At 55.2% G+C, this 18,212-nt stretch carries 14 protein-coding genes; 10 read left to right on the plus strand and 4 right to left on the minus strand.

Translation table 11 applies throughout. The annotated features are described in order from the left end of the window. The first annotated feature begins 103 nt into the window (after window positions 1-103). Both A1355_RS10950 and A1355_RS10955 read left to right on the plus strand, forming a co-directional pair. Window positions 104-1,987: a PKD domain-containing protein gene (locus A1355_RS10950; RefSeq protein ID WP_064027942.1), complete on the plus strand. Its 1,884-nt coding sequence runs from the start codon at window positions 104-106 to the stop codon at window positions 1,985-1,987. A 131-nt stretch (window positions 1,988-2,118) separates the two neighbouring features. After that, window positions 2,119-3,105 carry a CobW family GTP-binding protein gene (locus tag A1355_RS10955; RefSeq protein ID WP_064027944.1) on the plus strand — a complete coding sequence of 329 codons (987 nt, stop codon included), beginning with the start codon at window positions 2,119-2,121 and terminating at the stop codon, window positions 3,103-3,105. Between the two features lie 272 nt (window positions 3,106-3,377). Here A1355_RS10955 and A1355_RS10960 read toward each other — a convergent pair whose 3' ends face one another. The 3 genes from A1355_RS10960 to A1355_RS10970 are packed head-to-tail and all read right to left on the minus strand — an operon-like array spanning window position 3,378 to window position 8,052. After that, entirely contained in the window at window positions 3,378-3,572 is a 195-nt protein-coding gene (locus tag A1355_RS10960) for a hypothetical protein (protein WP_064027946.1), read from the minus strand. After that, complete coding sequence (locus A1355_RS10965) at window positions 3,559-4,143, minus strand: zeta toxin family protein (protein ID WP_064027949.1); 585 nt, start codon at window positions 4,141-4,143, stop codon at window positions 3,559-3,561. Before A1355_RS10965 ends, A1355_RS10960 begins: the two co-directional genes overlap by 14 nt. 18 nt (window positions 4,144-4,161) lie before the next feature. Next, window positions 4,162-8,052 (minus strand): NACHT domain-containing protein, encoded by a 3,891-nt coding sequence (locus A1355_RS10970; RefSeq protein ID WP_064027951.1) that lies wholly within the window; start codon window positions 8,050-8,052, stop codon window positions 4,162-4,164. Between the two features lie 263 nt (window positions 8,053-8,315). Here A1355_RS10970 and A1355_RS10975 point away from each other — a divergent pair, with 263 nt between their 5' ends. The 4 genes from A1355_RS10975 to A1355_RS10990 all read left to right on the plus strand — a co-directional run bounded on the left by A1355_RS10975 (window position 8,316) and on the right by A1355_RS10990 (window position 12,183). Continuing rightward, window positions 8,316-8,831, plus strand: a complete 516-nt coding sequence (locus A1355_RS10975) for a hypothetical protein (RefSeq protein WP_064027953.1) — start codon at window positions 8,316-8,318, stop codon at window positions 8,829-8,831. Between the two features lie 592 nt (window positions 8,832-9,423). Beyond that, entirely contained in the window at window positions 9,424-10,365 is a 942-nt protein-coding gene (locus tag A1355_RS10980; RefSeq protein WP_157197844.1) for a hypothetical protein, read from the plus strand. A gap of 53 nt (window positions 10,366-10,418) precedes the next feature. Continuing rightward, complete coding sequence (locus A1355_RS10985) at window positions 10,419-11,207, plus strand: hypothetical protein (RefSeq protein ID WP_064027958.1); 789 nt, start codon at window positions 10,419-10,421, stop codon at window positions 11,205-11,207. A 160-nt stretch (window positions 11,208-11,367) separates the two neighbouring features. Continuing rightward, a complete protein-coding gene (locus A1355_RS10990) occupies window positions 11,368-12,183 on the plus strand; it encodes a hypothetical protein (protein ID WP_064027960.1) in 816 nt (271 codons plus the stop codon). Between the two features lie 107 nt (window positions 12,184-12,290). On the opposite strand, the gene A1355_RS10995 is transcribed toward A1355_RS10990, so the two are convergent. Beyond that, window positions 12,291-13,178 carry a diguanylate cyclase domain-containing protein gene (locus tag A1355_RS10995; protein ID WP_064027962.1) on the minus strand — a complete coding sequence of 296 codons (888 nt, stop codon included), beginning with the start codon at window positions 13,176-13,178 and terminating at the stop codon, window positions 12,291-12,293. Window positions 13,179-13,763: 585 nt separating this feature from the next. Between A1355_RS10995 and A1355_RS11000 the strand changes: the two genes are divergently transcribed. The 4 genes from A1355_RS11000 to A1355_RS11015 all read left to right on the plus strand — a co-directional run bounded on the left by A1355_RS11000 (window position 13,764) and on the right by A1355_RS11015 (window position 18,080). Further along, the gene (locus tag A1355_RS11000) at window positions 13,764-14,822 is read left to right on the plus strand and encodes a DUF2278 family protein (RefSeq protein ID WP_197471786.1); all 1,059 of its coding nucleotides are present in this window, start codon (window positions 13,764-13,766) and stop codon (window positions 14,820-14,822) included. A 182-nt stretch (window positions 14,823-15,004) separates the two neighbouring features. Next, window positions 15,005-16,003, plus strand: a complete 999-nt coding sequence (locus A1355_RS11005) for a hypothetical protein (RefSeq protein ID WP_064027966.1) — start codon at window positions 15,005-15,007, stop codon at window positions 16,001-16,003. A 46-nt stretch (window positions 16,004-16,049) separates the two neighbouring features. Further along, window positions 16,050-16,838, plus strand: a complete 789-nt coding sequence (locus A1355_RS11010; protein ID WP_157197845.1) for a hypothetical protein — start codon at window positions 16,050-16,052, stop codon at window positions 16,836-16,838. Between the two features lie 3 nt (window positions 16,839-16,841). After that, a complete protein-coding gene (locus A1355_RS11015) occupies window positions 16,842-18,080 on the plus strand; it encodes a hypothetical protein (RefSeq protein WP_157197846.1) in 1,239 nt (412 codons plus the stop codon). The last annotated feature ends 132 nt before the right edge of the window (window positions 18,081-18,212 follow it).

An 18,212-nucleotide genomic window follows, 5' to 3' on the forward strand; every position in this document is an offset into this window, starting at 1 on the left:
GATCTAAACCGATCGCCGATGAACGGCCCGCTACCGACTCGAGCACGCCGAATCCGCCCGGTGCCGCGACTTGCGACTGAATTCCCGACATAAGAGGTCCGCCATGTACTACCCCGATTCGTCAAGCCAAACCGCCGCGCCGCGCCGCGCGCCGTCCATTCGATGGTCCGCGCCCGCGAAAGCGCTTGCCTGCTTGCTGACCATCGCCGCCGCCCCGGCGCAAGCCGTGCATCTGGACGTCGAGATTTGGGGCGAGGGCGACGCGATGCGGGCCGGCTTTTGCCGGACGCCCGGCGCGGTCGGTTGCGATCTGACCCAACTGATCGGCAGCCTGAATTTGCCCGCCAACACCTTGCCGGTCGAAGGCGCCAGCGGCCAAATGATTTTTCTGACCGATTTCCGCGACTTTTCCGGCGGTCCCTACAAAACCCCCAATCCCGGCTTTCAGGCCGTGGAAGGCGCGTTGGACGCCGGTGAACTGGTCAGTTATCAGGCGCTGGGCAGCCTGGAATACTGGAACCCCGCCAGCCGGGCTTGGGAAGCCGCCCCAAGCAACGTCAGGGTCAAACTGGCCGGCGCGATCGATCCCGATTTCGTGATTACCGATTACAACCAATGCGGCGGCCAATTGTTTTGCTTTGCCGACGGCTTCGACACCCAAACCGCAGTGACACTGTTTACCGGCGTCGGCATAGCCGGCAAAGCGCAAATGGTGATCGACGCCACCAACGTTCGCGGCAGTCTGCACACCCATTTGAATTTCTTTCTGGAAAATGCTCAAGGCACGCTGGGCGGGCCGATCGGCGCCTATCTGCTGGAAATGCGGGTACTGTCCAATCGGCGCGGCCAGCCAGCCACACCGATTTACGTGCTGTTTAACGCCGGTTTGACGACCGCCGACTTTTCCGAAGCCCTATTGGCGAGAATCGACACACTACCGCCGCCACCGCCGCCCGTGGTGCCGCCGCTCGCCGACGCCGGCCCCGACCAAACCGGCGAGATCGATCAAGCGGTGACTTTAAACGGCGGCGCCAGTTACGACCCGGAACCGGGACCGGCCGCCTTGACCTATCAATGGCTGCAAACCGCGGGCGCGCCGGTGACCTTAAGCGACGCCGGCAGCGCCACGCCCAGTTTTACCGCAACCCAGGCCGGCGACTACCGCTTCCGGCTGACCGTCACCGACGGCGCCGCCGACGCCAGCGACGAAGTCGGAGTCTCGATCAGCGCCTCGCTGCCGGCGCCGGTATCGCCGGTCGCTAACGCCGGCAGCGACCGGATCGCCGGCCTGAATAGTTTGGTTACGTTGGATGGCAGCGCCAGCGACGATCCGGAACCCGGACCGGCCGCTCTAAGCTATCAATGGCTGCAAACCGCCGGCACGCCGGTGGCGCTAAGCAATGCCGACAGCCCCACACCCAGCTTCACGCCGCTCCAAGCCGGAACTTATGCATTTCGGCTGGCGGTAGACGACGGCCAACTCAGTGCCTACGACGAAGTCGGCATCACCGTTCCGGAACTCCCCAAGGCTGACGCCGGCGCCGATCGGCTAGTACGTCTCGGCGCCGGCGTGGCGCTGAGCGGCGCCGCCAGCAGTGACCCCGACCCCGGCCCCGAGGCCTTGAGCTTCCGCTGGCAACAATCGCAAGGCCCAAGCGTCGCGCTCAGCGGCGCCGATACCGCGACGCCAAACTTCACGCCCACGCAAGCCGGCAATTACTCGTTTAAATTGGCACTCGGCGACGGCGCGGGCACCGCCTACGACGAAGTCACCTTCTCGGTGCCGGCGCTCGGCGACGTGGATTTGGACGGCGACATCGATCGTATCGACGTCGCGTTGATCCTGGTCGCCGTCAAGAAGACACCACGCCCCGACACTGCCAACGACATTCGCGACCTTGACGGCAACGGCATCATCACCAAGGCCGATGCCAAGGCCGCAAAAAAGCACTGCACGCTCAGGCAGTGCCGGCCGACCCGGCGCTAAACCCTGCGGAGCGCCGATGACGCTTGAAAAATCCGGCGGACCTAGGCGCTAACAATGGATTTTTGGCCGGCTACCGGATGACGCGCCCGAACAGCTCACGACTCCGTTTTGATCCATCCACTGGAGATACAATGAACCGCAAACTCAATTACCCGGCCCCGGTCACGATCCTGACCGGTTTCCTCGGCGCCGGCAAAACCACGTTGCTCAACCGCATCCTCACCGAACACCACGGCCGGCGCATCGCGGTCATCGAAAACGAATTCGGCGAGGCCGGCATTGACAACGAACTGCTGGTGCAAGCCGACGAACAGATCGTCACGATGAACAACGGTTGCATTTGCTGCACGGTGCGCGGCGACCTGGTACGCATTCTCGGCGAGTTGTCCGAGCGGCGGGAAAGCGGCGAACTGCATTTCGAACGGGTCGTCATCGAAACCACCGGCCTGGCCGATCCGGCGCCGGTGGCCCAAACCTTTTTCATCGATCAGGATATCGCCGAAAACTACAAGTTGGACGCCATCGTCACCGTTGTCGATGCCGCGCACGCCCATCAACAATTGGCGGAACACCACGAAGCCCAGGAACAAGTCGGTTTCGCCGACCGAATCTTGCTGTCCAAAACCGACTTGGTCGAAGCCGAAATCGCCGCCGACCTGGAAAGCCGGCTACGGGCGATGAATCCCAGGGCGCCGATCAAGCGCGTACATTTCGGCGAAACCGAGTTGAGCGATATTCTGGACATCGACGGCTTTAAACTGGACGACATCCTGAATATCGAGCCGGATTTCTTGGAAGACCTCAGCCACGAACACGACGACGACATCACGTCCTTCGTGTTCGAAACCGACCGCGCGCTGGACGCCGCGCGGATTCTGGCCTTTCTCGACATCATGGTCCGCGACCACGGTAACGACCTGCTGCGCTACAAAGGCATATTGCACATCGCCGGCTGCGACAAGAAAGTCATCTATCAAGGTGTACACATGCTGCTGACCGAAAGCTTCGGCAATCCCTGGCCGGCCGGCGAAACCCGCGCCTCGCGGCTGGTGTTCATCGGCCGCAACCTCCCTAGGCAAGAAATGTTGGAAGCACTGGCGTCCTGCCAAGTTGCCTGAGCGGGCACAACCGGGAGTGCAAACCTAGGTTTGTACTCCGAGGTTTGATTGCCTCGGCAAGCCGCGGGGTGGCGCCGCGCGCTTTTGCCAAGGTTCCCTCATTCCCAAGCGCAGCGTGGAAACGTCAAGCGACCGCGCTGCCGTAGGGATCAGGCCGTAAAACGGCCAAGTTCTAGGGTAGCACGCGACACGTGGGAACGTTTGCCCGATCAATTCGGCGTTGCGATTGGTGAGGTAAATGAACGGGATACTAAAGGAATTCGGCGGCTATGCTACAAACTCGGGTCGCTATCCGCTTCGGTTTTAGGGGCGTCATCCCCGATCATCACAGGCCTCCCATCCTGCCAAACCACCGCATAATGGCCCAAGCGCCGTTTGCGCTCCAACGTCTGCTCCGCCGTCTGGCGCAGGCATTCCAATATCGCGAAGGCGTCCGGTGTCGGCGCTAGTTTCTCAGGGTTTTGCATGACTGGCCTGGGTTAGTAGGTGGCTATAGTATTCCAAATGATGAATTCTTACAGGCTGATGCCCGCTTTGCTCGAACACCAACTCGGGAATGCCGCTGATATTCATATAACACGAGGTGGAATCCACAATCGGCGCGAATTCGTAAAGCAAGTTATAAAGACTGCGCGGAAAGCGGCGAACGATGTCTTCGGATGGAATGTCATGACCGCCGTGGCGGACCCGCTCCGCAACGCGCAATCTGGACATTTCGGCGCTGGGCAAGGCCAGATAAATCAATTCGATTCGCCAGCCTTGTACCCGTAATCGGTGTATCAGTTTCAGATAACTCCGGCCCGCCAGCGTCGTTTCCAAAGCGAAATTTTCATGGGCACTAATACTCCGTTCGATTTCCTGTAAAAACAAGCGGCTGGCTTCCAGCAAGTGCTGTTCCGGTGCCAGTGGTGATAAGCCCGCGGCAATCAAATCGGCATTGATGAAACGCCGGCATCCCGCCAAGGCCGGTAAGAAGTTCAAGGCGAAGGTGGTTTTTCCTGCCCCATTCGGGCCGGCTATGATCCAGCAAGTGGGCATGGTGCTAAACACTATCGGTCAAACCGGGAGAACGGCAACATTCGCCTGCCGATGCCGCTGTTGATCCAGCATTGCTTGCAGGACATCGCGGCGGAGTTCCCATTGACTGGCTGGCACACCTTCGAAAATCCGATACAAAAACAGTTCAACCGCTCCACCGGTTAAATTTTGTGCTGCAATAACCTTTAACGCGGAATCGACTGCTTCGTCTTGATATTTGGCTAGTTTTATTATAGCTTCTGCTAATCGAATGGCTTCGTTTTTATCCCAATCAGCCTGTGACATTCGTAAAATCAAGGCAGAATATTGATATCTTTCATCAATAAAGTTGCCTGGAAAGGCTTTAATCTCAACACTAGCTTTATGTCCAACTAAGCAGGCGATGGATAATAATCTTGTCAAGCAGCCATTATTGGGGCTTGCAATCAGCAAAGGTTCCAGCTTGTCTACAAAGTTATTATCAGTTTTGTATTCGCGATAAAAAATGAACGAATCTTTTTCTAAAGCCTCTAGAACTGAATATAATCTCTCAAAAGACCAGGCTGTTTCTGGAAATGATCCAAGCACGTGCCAGGAAAAGTATTTACTGTTGTGATTATTAATTAACTCAAAAATATCATTAATATTAATGTCTTTCATTACTTCATTTTTACCTCCCATTACAGATAACGCGAACAATACATTGCCAGCCATATTAGTTTTTGCCTTAGATGGTTCCAAAGACTTCCAAATATTATATAGCTGTTGCATCGTGAAAAAATTAGAGTTCTGATGCGTTATAGTTGCTCCATACAAGTCGAAAGGATAGCCAATTTTGGCAATTTGGCTGTCGAAAGGAAGGTTTCTTTCTGGAATAAACTTCAGGTCATCTTTGGTTATTCCGGCATTCTCCCAACGAACTTGCGCCAACAGCCAATCTTCTTTGTCGCCTAAATTTCCTTTTTTTATAGCTGCAATCAATTGTGCTTTTTCCTCAGTTGCATGAACAGCTAAAATACAAGCCGAAATAGGCCATGCAAACATGTTCTGCATTTTTCCAATTGACTTCTGCTCGTTTAATGTCCAGCCAAAAAACTCTTGAAGCAACTCCGCTAAGTGTGATTTTGAGCAGCTTAAGCCCAATGAAAATCTCCAGGCCTGTATTAGCCACTTCCATTGCTTATTGGCTTCTACTTTGTTTATTGATTCATCCAGGTCGCTGACTTTACTATCAATAATTGGGATAAAATACATCTCGAAACGACCATCATCAACCCCTTCAATACGAATTTTTGTTTCGTCAATTTTTTCTAATTTCTCATAAAAACCTATCCATTCCTTTGAGTGAAGGATCAAGCCACTACAATCTCTTGCCCAACCTTTTTCATTTCCGTAGTGTGTTTGTAGCGGCGAAGCATTCAAAATAGCCATTGAATACTTATCCGCCAACCAGTTACCCTTATTGACTCCCGATAAAGATTTAATAATTTGAATTGATTCTTCGGCATTGCTGGGCCAGTTGTTTCTCGCCAACTCATTGGCCCAAATTATATTTTGACAGTCCAAATGTAATAACACGCGCCACGCAGCTAAATGGCGCTCGAGTCCGCTAGTTGCCATCCGTTCTTCTATCGCAGATTTAAAACATTCTTCTAACGAAGCAACATATTGGTTTGCCAAACGGACTTGAGCCTCACAAGGAGGCAATTCCAATAAACGCAACGCGAGTTTGGCAAATAGCCTCAGTTGGCCGGGTGCCTTTGCTAATGCGCCGTCTTCGAGTATTTCCAATGCCAATCTCGATCCAGCGAGGGTGGCTTTTTCCAACTCACCGTCATCAACTCCATCCCCCTCGTTCAGCTCGCAACACAAGGTATACAAGGTATCGCGTAAATGTTGCCGCTCGTGAAAACACCGGCCGGCAGCAAATAGAAACACGTTACGCCAATGCGCCGCAGGCGCGATGGCGCGCAAGCGTTGGCTGACGTCTTGATCGCTACCGTTCATCAAGCATTGTGCCGCCATAAATTCCTGTAGTGAACGTATCTCGAAGCCCACTTTATCCGCCTGCGGGGCCACTAGAAACACCAAGCGATCGATCGAGGCGTTGACGATGTCCGCTTGCAAGCGTTCACCATCTACACTGGAATGGCCTTCGCTCGCCAGCCGCTGATTTATCAGCTCCGCGAATTCGGTCTGCGGTAACAAGGCATCGGTTCCGCCGGACTGTTCGGATATGGCTTGCAAGCGCAATCCCACGCGCTGGTGAATTGCATCAATATCGGCTTTATAGGAATTCAAAAGCTCGGCGGCCGGGATGTCGCGCTGTTGCTCGCGTTTGTAGATCACGTCATAGTAGTCGTTGAACAAGCGCCAACGTTCGCGCGGCGGTTGGCCAACATTTTCCACCAGCATGGCCATGATGGTGACTTGTAACGGGCTACGCATCAGCCGGGCGGTGGCTTCTTCCTCTCCGGCGCGCTGCAAGCGTTGCGTTAATGTGTCGATTTTGTCGGGGTCGCCGCCCCAGCGCTGTTCCAACAAGCGGTCGGCGTAATGCAGTGCCCGAGGCACATCCAACGGTAAAAACTCGAAGTGACGGTAATAAGCCGGAGAAAAATCGTTGTTATATCCTTGGGGCCGGGTGGTGGCGACTAATAGCAAGTCGGCATTACAAGCTCGGGCATCGATCAGAAAATTCTGCACCGCGTTAATGACCTGCTCGCGATTCGACGATACCGGCACTTCGTCCAACCCGTCCAGGACGATCAGCCACGGATAAGTCTTGAGCCAGCCGCGCAAATCGTCGGACGACAGGGTTCTTTCCGACAGTTGTGAAATACGCCGTATCAAATAGTCGAACAAAGACGCCGTTTTGCCGGCGGCCAAATCGGCGGCAAAACGGTTCAGCACGATCCGAACCGGAAACCTCGGCATACAGGGTAGTTCCAAACTTTCATGGGCAATTTGCTCGATGATCAGCCTGGATGCGGTTTTGGCTTCGGGGGAAATCAGGTGTTGTTCTTCTAGCCCCAACAGCGCAACCCGATATAGTTGGCATAAAAACTGACTGAGGGTCGTCTTGCCTTGGCCGGGGCCGCCTATGAATACCAAGCGGTCTCTACGAGGTCTTCCGTGACTTTGATAGCGCTGCGATTCGTTTAGCGTGGCTTTCGGGCTAAAGTTCTGCGCCCCATGTTCCAAGAGACTGGCTACGACATTGAATGGCTCACCTTCACCTTTAATCGGCAAATCGACAAAGACTTGCGCCAGTGGAATGCGATCTTTCGGCTGGTGCCCGGCTTGATTGAGATTGACATATTGATCAGCGCACAGCTCTTTTTGCAGGTAACCAGTCATGACCTCACGAAAATCGTGACGTTGCGGCTGCATCATCTTTATCAATTCCGCCAACACGTCGCCTGCGGTGATCCAGGCCGCGTAAGCCGTGCGCACATCGGCGCAGCTATCCAACATGACCCGCAATTGGTCGTAATCCCAAATGCGAAAGTCCTTAAGCCCTAACTCTACTTTATGGCTCTCCAGATAACGAGTTAACCTGTCCTTGCCGCCGACTTCGGCAACCGGTGTCAGTACCACGTTGGTGGCAAAAATGTAATATTCGGGTTTCTTAAGCTTGCTCTCAGCCGAGGTGAATTTTTTGAGTTCGTCTTTGAGTTCTTGTAACGCCCAATCGCCGTCCTTTCCACTACCTTCCGGGCGCTGCTTGAATTTTGCCTGAACAACGCCATAACCGTGCCAACACTCGGCGTTATTGGGAAAGGCTATCTTTCCTTCGAATGTGGCCTCGCGTCCGCCGTCCGGCCCGTCGCCGAAAATAACAATACCGGGGCCGACGACCGAATGCGCCAAGGATTGAATCAGTTGCTCGAAAGTGCGGGTAGAGAGGCGGGATAAGTCGTAGTCCATGATTCTAATAACTTTAGGAATTACGCATCCACTTTACAGATTATCGGCACCGCGATCAAAGGAACTACCCGAATACCCGAAGAAGGCGAGCGGCACACTAAACGATTTTGGCCGAAGCAAGCTCACCTGCCTTCCGAAACAATCGGGAAAGGACTGAGTTGAAAAACACCGGTGTTGGAGGGGCTTTAGCCGTAGCGTAAGCGTTCCGATACCAATATAGCCAATGGATTCCACCATAACCAACCAAACTCAGGACTAACCTCATGACGCCAACCGACCCCAACAACGCCGATCGAACCGAAATAGCCGATCTATGCGCGGTCGCTCAATATGTCGAGCAGATTATCGCCGCGGAGCATCAATGGATATCGAATCGGCTGTCGTGGTTTTATATGTCCCAGACTTTTTGCTTGGCGACGCACGCGGTGCTGGTCACGGCCCAAAGCGCACACGCGCGGCGAGATTTCGAGTTCCTGCTCTGGGCGATGCCGCTGTTCGGACTGGTTTCGAGCGTTATCGTGTTCTTCTCGGCGAAAGCGGCCGAATCGGTCGTCCGTTCGTTGGCGGAAGAACGGGCCAAATTGACCGGGCGAATCAACGCGGTCGCGGGCGCTTCCATTCCGTTGATAGGCGCGAGCCGGCCCAACCGCCAAGCCGATTTGCACTGGACCCATTGGGCCGGCGCGTTGCCGTTGAACATTCTCCCGCCAAGCCTAGCGCTGATTTGGATCGTGCTGTTGATCTTTCGATTTTCCTGCAAAGCCCTGTGCGCCGGTTGAATGCCGGCAGTGCCTAGCCTATGCGAGCGACTGCCTCGCGGGCAGGGGGATTGCGCTGATTGTTCGAGTTATCGCGCTCTACTTCGCTAAAGCACTAATCGGTAAAACCTGGCGCTAAACCTTAAATGCTAGGGGCGTTCAAGCGCCGCAACCGCCCCGCGAGTCTCTCCGATGATCGTCATTGTCTCCGGCGAATACCTGCGCACCTTCGGGAATCGCCCAAAATACGGCATATCCCGCATCAAACGTGAAATGCCGCACTTTGTCTCCGCTAGACAGCAATCACGCCTAGATACTCGTCGAGACCCATCGGTCTAAATAGAAAAATTGCCTAATCAAATCAGTTGCTAACAAATGGCGAACTAAAAATTTCAGAATCTATTCCTAACGGCATGGTTAATGCCTATTGAATTATTAACCCGGTTCTTAAATACCGTTCGCCGCGAGCCTGTCTCAGGCCACGCCAGCGGGGGCTGAGACGCGCTCAGCCCGAACGGAATACCTGTGATCAATAGGGCCGGGTTAATAAGCTGATGGCAATACCCGTTAGCGATTCACGACTTTTCCTAAAAACGTCTTTACTCGAGCAAACATGATGACAATGCATACTTCACGTATCGGACCGTCGAGCAGGGTCCGGCAACTTTCTCTCTGCGGCTTGGCGGCAATCGCCGCGTCGGCCAACGCCGTGGCGCTGGAGGGCTCCATCGGCGGCACAGCCTATCTCAGTTACGATCAAGCAACCTGGGCGACGCTGAAACCGCTGGAAAGCTATAAAAACATGAACTATCAGGAGCTCTACGGCGGTCAGCGGATACCCACCGCCGACATCGCCGGGCGGCGTTGGGCTTATCCGCAGTTGTTTGTCGACAACAGCGTGCCTGCCAAATTGCAACCCTGGTGGTTGGCCACCAATGCCGCGATTGCCAACGGTACCGCGACTGCGGCGGCTCTTGCCGAATGGCGGGTGCTGGATCCCGCACAGCAAGTTCCGGCGGCGCAACCGGCCGGCGGTTGGGCCATGGCGGTCGATTCGCTGGACGAGGGCCTGGACCCCGGCTGGGCTGACGGCTATCACCCAACCGATTTCGACCCGACCACCGGGGTCGGCAAGATTGCGCTCGGCGGCTCGCTACGCCTGCATAGCGATTTCAACTCGCCTTCCGGCGTGCTGTGGATGCGGGGCTTGACGTTGGAGCATCGCGGCGAAACCGAGAGTTGGTATATCGGCAACGATGCCGGTCCAGCAAGCGGAGCGTTCTTCGAACTGATTGATCCGGTTATCGGCGTAAATCCGGATAACGGCTTGTTGAGTATCGACGCCGATTTAAAATTCGGCGACTCCCTGTACTCGCGAATATTTTTTAATTTAGACGGCGACACCCGTGTCATCGGCCATTTCTCCCTCAACCCGTCACTGACGACGCCGACCAGCCCGGTACCCGTGCCAGCCGCCGCGTGGCTGTTTTCCTCGGCCATGCTGGGTCTAATGGGCATTTCGCGCCGGCAACGCTTAAGTCCGAATGCGCGTTAAATCGCGCGGAACAAGCGCCTCATACCCCCAACATTACCCTCAGGAACCATCGTATGACATTTTTTAGTTTCAAGCCCTTACTGACTCTCGGCCTGCTTGCACTAAGCGTAGGCCCGCAAACCGCCGGCGCGACGGTCGTCGCCACCGCCACCGTTCATTGGAACCCGTTAGACGTGGAAATTATCGACTTGTCCGGCGGATTCGATACGCCGCAATTTAGTTGGATTTCGCCGTTTGGCAGTGTGAATAGCAGTGCTTACACGGATCTGGTGGAGGGCAACTCCGACAACCAAAGCGTCGAGGATTTCACGACTCAGCTAAGCTCCGCGAGTAACAGCACACACTCCGGCAGCCACGCCGAACGCGGCGACGAGATCGTGCAAGCCCAGGCCCAAAGCGATGCGCTCGGCAACAATTTCGCGGCGACCCAGGCCAACAACCAAGGTAGCTTCGAGATGCGCGGCAAAGGCGTTGCGCTGATCACGCTGGATTGGACATTGGCGGTCAGCGGCGCCGAGCTCACCGACCATTTGTCGGCATACGGCTATGCCAGCGTCAATCTGTCCGGCAATTATACCGACCAAAACGGCGCCAACGGCGGCGGTAGTAAGAGCGCATCCATCAGTCTCTCTCAGGGTTCTGATAGCCAAAGCGGCAGGTTTCGCTTTGCCGTCACCGGCGATGGCGTCAATGTGGTCATCGGCAATTTTGGCGTCATGGCCGATGTCAATACCAGCACGGTCAGTACGGTGCCGATTCCTTCGGCGTTCTGGCTGTTCGGCGGTACGGTCGTTGCCGCATGGGGCGGCCTGAAGCGCAAATCGCTATCGGCTTCATGTTAGCGCGCGTGCCCCGAAGGCCGGATCACCCACGCATCGACGTGCGATCCGGCGGCCTTGTCCAACCGACTCTTTTATCGTCGCCGGTCGGCGCTGACGATCCCATCGCGGATCGGCCGTTCGGCCGTTGCTTAACCCCATTCGTTATTCAAGGAATATCATTATGAAATGTTTATCTATCCCCGCCGTCGCGGCGCTATACGCATTGTGCGCGGTCGGGAGCCTGCCTAGCGCCAATGCATCGGTCGTCGCCAGTTCGACGATAGACTGGAGCAGTTTCAACATCCAACTTATCGACTTATCGAACGGCACTAACGCGCCGGCGTTTCGCTGGACCGCCCAAAGCGGCGTCGCCAACTCCTGGGCCTTCGTGTGGACCAATCCACCCAGCAACGATTATCCGAACCAAAGTGTTACGGCGGCGGATTTCGGCAGCGCATTGACTACCGACACGGCCACCACGCTTTCGCAAAGCCGCGCCACCCGCAATGCCGACTCGCTGGACAGTCATTCGCAAAGCACGACCGGTAACTACACCAATGGCTTTGCGACCGCCGGCAACAGCGGTAGTTTCGAATTGAGCGGTAACGGTCTGGCCATACTGACGCTGGACTGGCAACACTCGGTCAGCGGCGGCGGCGAAGGCGATATTTACAATTGGGCGAACGCCACGACCAATATTTATGCCAACTATTACGGTAGCGACGGTGCGGGCGCCAACAAGGCGGTTCTGGTGTCCACCAACAGCTACGATGCGGTACCGCAAACTCGAAACGGTAGCTTTGTCTTCGTGATTTCCGGCGACGGCGAGCATTTGGTGAGCGGATCCTTTGGGGCCACCGCGTCCGCCCGGACGATGATCAGCCGTCCCGAAGACTCCGGGCCGATCAATCCGGTCCCCGTGCCGGCTTCGGCTTGGTTGTTCGGCACGATGCTGCTGGGCTGGTTGACCGGCCGGCGGCGGTTGGCGGCTGGATAGCTGCGCGCTAAGGCGTTCAAGTAAAGCCGGGGCCGGAGTACATTGCCGCCCCGGCTAGCGACGCATTCCCGTTTCGGCGGCTTGCCGAAACGGGAAAGTCATTCCGACTAACACACTGAATCGCCTAAACCCCGCCGCCGTTTGGCCCGGTACATCGCCCGGTCGGCTTGTTTCAACAATTCGGTGCCGTTCAGGCCGTCCCGACGATACAGCGCCGCGCCTATGCTGGCGCTGACCGAGATTTCCCGACCGGCCAATTGATACGGGGCAGCCAGGCATGCGTGAATTTTTTCGATCACCGCATTGACGCCGGCTTCGCCGTCGATGTCGGTCAACAGCAACAAAAACTCGTCGCCGCCGTAGCGGCAGGCGGTGTCGCCGCAACGAATATCGGCCGACAAACGCCGGCCCACTTCGCGCAACAAACGGTCGCCGGCATCGTGACCAAAGCTATCGTTGATGGTCTTGAAATCGTCCAGATCGATGAACAAGACGGCCACCGGTTTTTGCTGGCGATCGGCCTGCGCCAAGGCTTGTTGCAAGCGGTCCAGCAGCAGGCTGCGATTAGCCAAACCGGTCAATTCGTCATGGTGGGCTAGATGCAAGGCTTGCTCGCAACTTTCGGCGATTTGCTGCAATTGCCGGCTTAAATTCGCTTCGGTTTTGGTCAATTCGGCAATGGTCAGCCGCGCGGCGGCCAATTCCTGCTGGCTGATGGCTAGCGCCCGTTTCAGTTCGGCGACTTCGGCGTTGACTTGATGCAAATGCAAACAATCGCCATGCAATGCGCAATTTCGTTCGCCGCCAGCCTGCTCCGCATTGGCCACCGACTCGGTACCGGCGCGGTCGTTCCAAGCGATTGGGATGTCGGGGGCGAACACCTGTGTTGCTTCCGGCCGAGTCCGGCGCTCGGCAAACAGATTCGACCGCAAAATCGCGGCCGATTGACGGCTGGACATGGGGACGGTACTGGTCCCTACGGAGTCGATATTCATAGATAAAACCCTGATTGAGCCAAGTTACAGGAAGCCGCTCGGCGGCTGACGGCATACTTCAGTCAAATAGCGTGCCAATTGGGAAGTCAACCGCTTAGAACCTCACAAAGGATTGATATAAATCAAATTTGCACGAATCAACACCTGGCGCTCAAGCCCAAGCGCGGCAAATGCCGGGGAATTTGGAGACGATATTTCGTTTAGCTTACGAAATATCGTTTTCGTGGTACTCGCTTTCGAGCGGGTTGCCGGGTTGGAAGCGCTCGCCTCAGGCCGCCCGACATTGCCTCCGAGCCAACCTTAACGATGCCGGTCGGCACTGATTTATGGCATCGCGCTGAAGAGCCGGGTCGGGCGGGAAAAATGTTCCGCGTTTGGTTTGTCCAGCTGGGGCGCTCGGCGCGATCGTATGCCCGCTTCGCCGCGAATCTCGGCGAGCCCAGTACATTTGTACTAGTACGAAATCCCCGTTGCCCCATGGCGGAACTTGGCCGAGAATACCGGCGCAACCCTTGGGCCGTTGGACGGCGAATAGAACCCACGCGAGCCCCCAAACATAGCCGGCATGCTCCAGGAGAGATGACAATGAAGAATTACGGCGTATTAAAAGCCAAGGCCATCGACTACCAACGCGATAGCGACGATGATCCGCACTCGGAACTGCTGGTCAGCGTCGGCGGCGTCAAATACCGCATCGCGATCAATGTGCGTTCCAGCCGAGGTCCGGTCGCGCAACGCTTGGTCGAATACTTGATCGTGCACGATCTGAAGCATCCGGTGCTGGACCGGGCCCGCGAACTGCCGAACGGTTGGAGCAATCTGGCGGACGGCGTCGCCGACGGCGCGGCGATCGATTACATCCGCGGCAATCTGTTTCGCGGCCAAGACATGAAGCCCATCCCCCATCTGGCGCCCGGCCCCAACAACGATTTGTTCGAATTCGTCGAAGACTTGGCGCAGCGGGCAATCGCCGATCCGGGCGCGGTGGTTTACGCCTTCGGCGAAAAATGGGGGCCCGAGTCCGGCAAACCGGACCAGTATTTCCATTTCGAACCCGGCAACGGGGTACATTTGATCCACATGAATCAGGGTGGCGCCGGCGAGAGCAACGGCACTTTCCACGATGGTGGCTTGATCTTTGATTTCTCAGGCTCCGGCGGCGCGGTCGGGCTGTTCATCAAATTTCAAAACCAGGTTTGGCATACCGACGACCAGACCGCCGATCCGATCGGCGACGCGCCGTCGGTGCCCGAAGTACCGATTCCCGATACCGGCAGCGTCGATCCCTGGCCGGTGGTCGCGCCGGATTCGCCCTATCATTTGGCCCGCATCGTCGCGGCGATGGTCAATCCGCCCGGCGCCGATCCCGGCCAGGAATTCGTGACGTTGTTGAACTCGTCCGGGCATACGCTGGATCTGGCCGGCTGGAAAATTCTGGATCAGCAAGACAAGGCCGAAGCGATTGCCGGCAAAATCGAGCCCGGCCGCGCCTTGACAGTGATGCTGAGCGGCAAGGGCGCGCAATTGTCCAACAAAGGCGGTACCATCACATTGCTGGACCAGCGCGGTCTAAAGGTGGACGGCGTGGCTTATACTCGCGATGCCGCGAGGACCGAAGGTCAGCCGATCGTGTTCGGCGGCTAAATTCGTCATTGAAGCGTCAACAGGCTGTCGTAAAAGTCAAAACAGAACCCTATCCTCGCGGGACTGGGCAGGGGGAGGGGGTAAAAACAATGCGTTACCTTGCATTTCCCCGGCGCCCCGACCTCTCTTTCGCGGGGAGAGGGGCATTCCGACACCCTTTCAATTAGGGGGGCGTAAAGCGCATGATCGACATTTTAATCGGCTTATGTTTGGTATTCGCGATGTTCGCCGGCTTGGTGAGCAGCGTCAACGAAGTGGTCGCCCAATTGCTGGAAATGCGCGGCAAGGTGTTGTTCGAGGGTGTCGCGTTGTTGATGGGCGAACTGGAAGGTAGCGGCCGCTGGCGGCGCTGGCTGGGACAAGTGGATCGCAAAATCCACGAGGTGCTGAACGATACCGCCGATTTGGCGGCGGTGCCCGGCTTGCCGGCATTGACCCAAAAGCTGTTCGCCCATCCCTTGATCGATACCTTGTCGCAGCCCGGCTCCAAACCGTCCTACATCGAGCCGGCCTGCTTCGCCGAGGTCTTCGTGCAATTTTTGGCCAAGGGCGAGCGCACCCCGGAACGGATTGCCGCCAGCCTGGCCGAACTGAGTCCGCATCTGCAAACCTTGTTCGGGCCGATGCTGGAAACCGCCGGCGGCGATCTCGTGGCTTTCAAGACCAAGGTCGAGCAACATTTTTCGCTGGTGATGGACAGAGTCGGCGGTTGGTACAAACGCCGCAGTCAGGCGGTGATGTTCGCGGTCGGCTTTTTATTGGCCGCCGTCCTGAATGTCGATACACTGCACATTGCCCACTATTTACGCTCGAATCCGGCCATGGTCTCGGCGTTGGTCGAAACGGCCCAGCGGGCGGACAATGCGGCCGGGCCGCTGAATCCGGACGGCGCCGACAGCGAAGCGCAAGTCAAACTGCGGCAAAGTATCGAAGCCTTGCGCCGCGACCTCGATCATTTTCGGCAACTGTCGTTACCGATCGGTTGGAACGTCAAATACGACAGCCAGGGCACACCTTGCGCGATCCAACGCTTGGACGACCAAAAAGCTCCCTGGCTAGGCTGGCTAATCACAGCGATGACCGGGACCTTGGGCGCGCCGTTTTGGTTCGACGCGATCTCCAAACTGTTTGCGATTCGCGGCTCCGGCCGCAAACCGCCCGCCGCCGACGCGGATAAATAAGCGCTTCCTTCTCCGTTAACTTCAGCCAAATCCAGGACAACTTGCGATGACCGAACAATTTCCTCGACTCATGAAAAATCCTCGCGCCGCCAATCCCGTAGTCGGCGGCATCGCGGCCGGCATCGGCGCCGGCGCGAAAATCGGCTTGTTGGCGTTAGTGTTATTGGCGGCCGGCTGCGAATGTCAGCAAAAGCCGATTTTTCTGCCGGCGGCGATGGCCGGCAAGGTCGAGTTAGTCGAGGACTGCGCCGAAAGCTGCGATAACGACGTTCTCGCCAGCGCGGTTGCCGAACCGGAAAAAGGCGGGATAGCGTCGGGCAAACTGCTCCGCATCACCGACGACGTCGAAGTTTACCGGATGTGGAATGGCCCTGACGGCGGCTTGAACGCCTACGGCGGCAGTAACCGGCTCGGCCCTTGGTGGACCGCGGAACGCCCGTCCGGCACGGACCAGGACTACCGCGCCAAGAATGCGATCTGCCCCGCTTGGAATGAACTCAAATGGGTCGCCAAATGTACCCTGAAGAAAGGCACCCTGATCGCTATCGGCCCCACCCAGTCGGCGCGCTGCCCGAGCGGCGAATTCTATCCGGCCAACAACACTCAACAAATCTACGTGGATAATTATTCGCCCAAGCACGTCAGTTGCGGTAAGTACTTGGAAAGCGATTATCCGGTGGACGGCAAGGATCTGTCGGTCAAAATTCCCTACGTCGAGCCTAAACCCAAGGATTGTTCGTTGTCAGAAAATACAGAACGACCAGTAAAACCACGAATCGAACGAGAACCAAGTAAAAAAACGGCATCTCGGCGGAATTCCAATTCATCGCCATAGTTTTTGAAAAAATACCGTTCCAACTCATTATTTTCAGGCAATGAAAGTCTAAATATTAAAACTAAAAATAAAACAATGAATTTAAGACTTATTCAAAATACTATATGTTTAATTACAGTCTTTACATTTTCGACATACCCTTGTTTTGCCGGAGAAGAAGCGAACCGAGTTGAGTCAAGATTTGCAGCTGAGAGGCAATATAGCTCCATTTCGGAGAGCAATGCTCAATTAGGGAAAGAAGTTATACTTTTACAATCCTTGAAAGCAAAAGTCGAGTCCGCAAAGAAGTGTGTCGATAGTCAAATCTACGATTCCGAAGCAGGCGAACGCTTGATAAAAACGCTAAACGGTCGATTTCAGGCCTTAAAAGCTTCCCCTCCAAATTCTCATCTACGTCAGCAAAATGATTCTTTCGGAGCTTTCAGAGATTTTCAACAAGCATTCTGGGATGCCGGCGATATATTCATTAAACTTTCAGATTGCGATCAAAGCTTATATCAGAACCTGAACGAGTCGAATAACTATAATCAAAATCAAATAGACACGCAGATTATAATGTCAACTCAACGGCCATACTCCAGGTTATCGAGAGAAGAAAGCGCCCCGTTAAGCAAAACATCGGACTTTCTAAACAATTCACCAAACAATTTAAGCCGATCAGACATTCAAAACAGTACTTTTCTCGCCATAGAAGACGAGCTAAAAAACTTATCCAAAGACTTCTATTCCAAACCTTTTAACGAGCTAAAAAAACAAAAATCAGATTATCTTGCCATTTTACTTCAACGAGTAGAATCGGAAATATCCAATCGGCAAACCCAAATTAAGGCAAATGATGAGAAACTAGCTAATTTGGATAAAGCGCTCGCCGAAAAACAAACATCACAAAATGCATTGGACCAAAGCTTGGTATACAGTATTTGGGGCATGATCGCCGCGCTAACCGTATTATTTATTAGTTTGCGTTTCTTCCCGGAGGCCATAGCATTGCGGATGATTCAAGATAGATCGGTAGTAGAAGTTATGAGTATGGCCTTCATCCTTTTAACCATTATAATATTGGGTACTGGCGACAGAATTGGCAAGGAAGCTCTTGGCACGCTATTGGGTACAATTGCAGGCTATATCTTCGGTCGAAAAATGGGGGAAAGCTCACCTAATAAAAATAACGATGACGAAGCGCCTCCTCGATCTACTACGCCCGCGCCACTGAGTAAGACCCGCCTACCTAAACAACGTTAGATATTGATTATCAAACTTTAGCTCGCACATTACCCCCTCCCGAAACAGGAGGGGTTAACCACCTGCCTTTCTTCAAAACCTTTCTGGATCGTTCTCACATAACATACAAGGTTTTCGAACGTTCCGTATTCG

Source organism: Methylomonas koyamae, assembly GCF_001644025.1.
GTDB lineage: Bacteria > Pseudomonadota > Gammaproteobacteria > Methylococcales > Methylomonadaceae > Methylomonas > Methylomonas koyamae_A.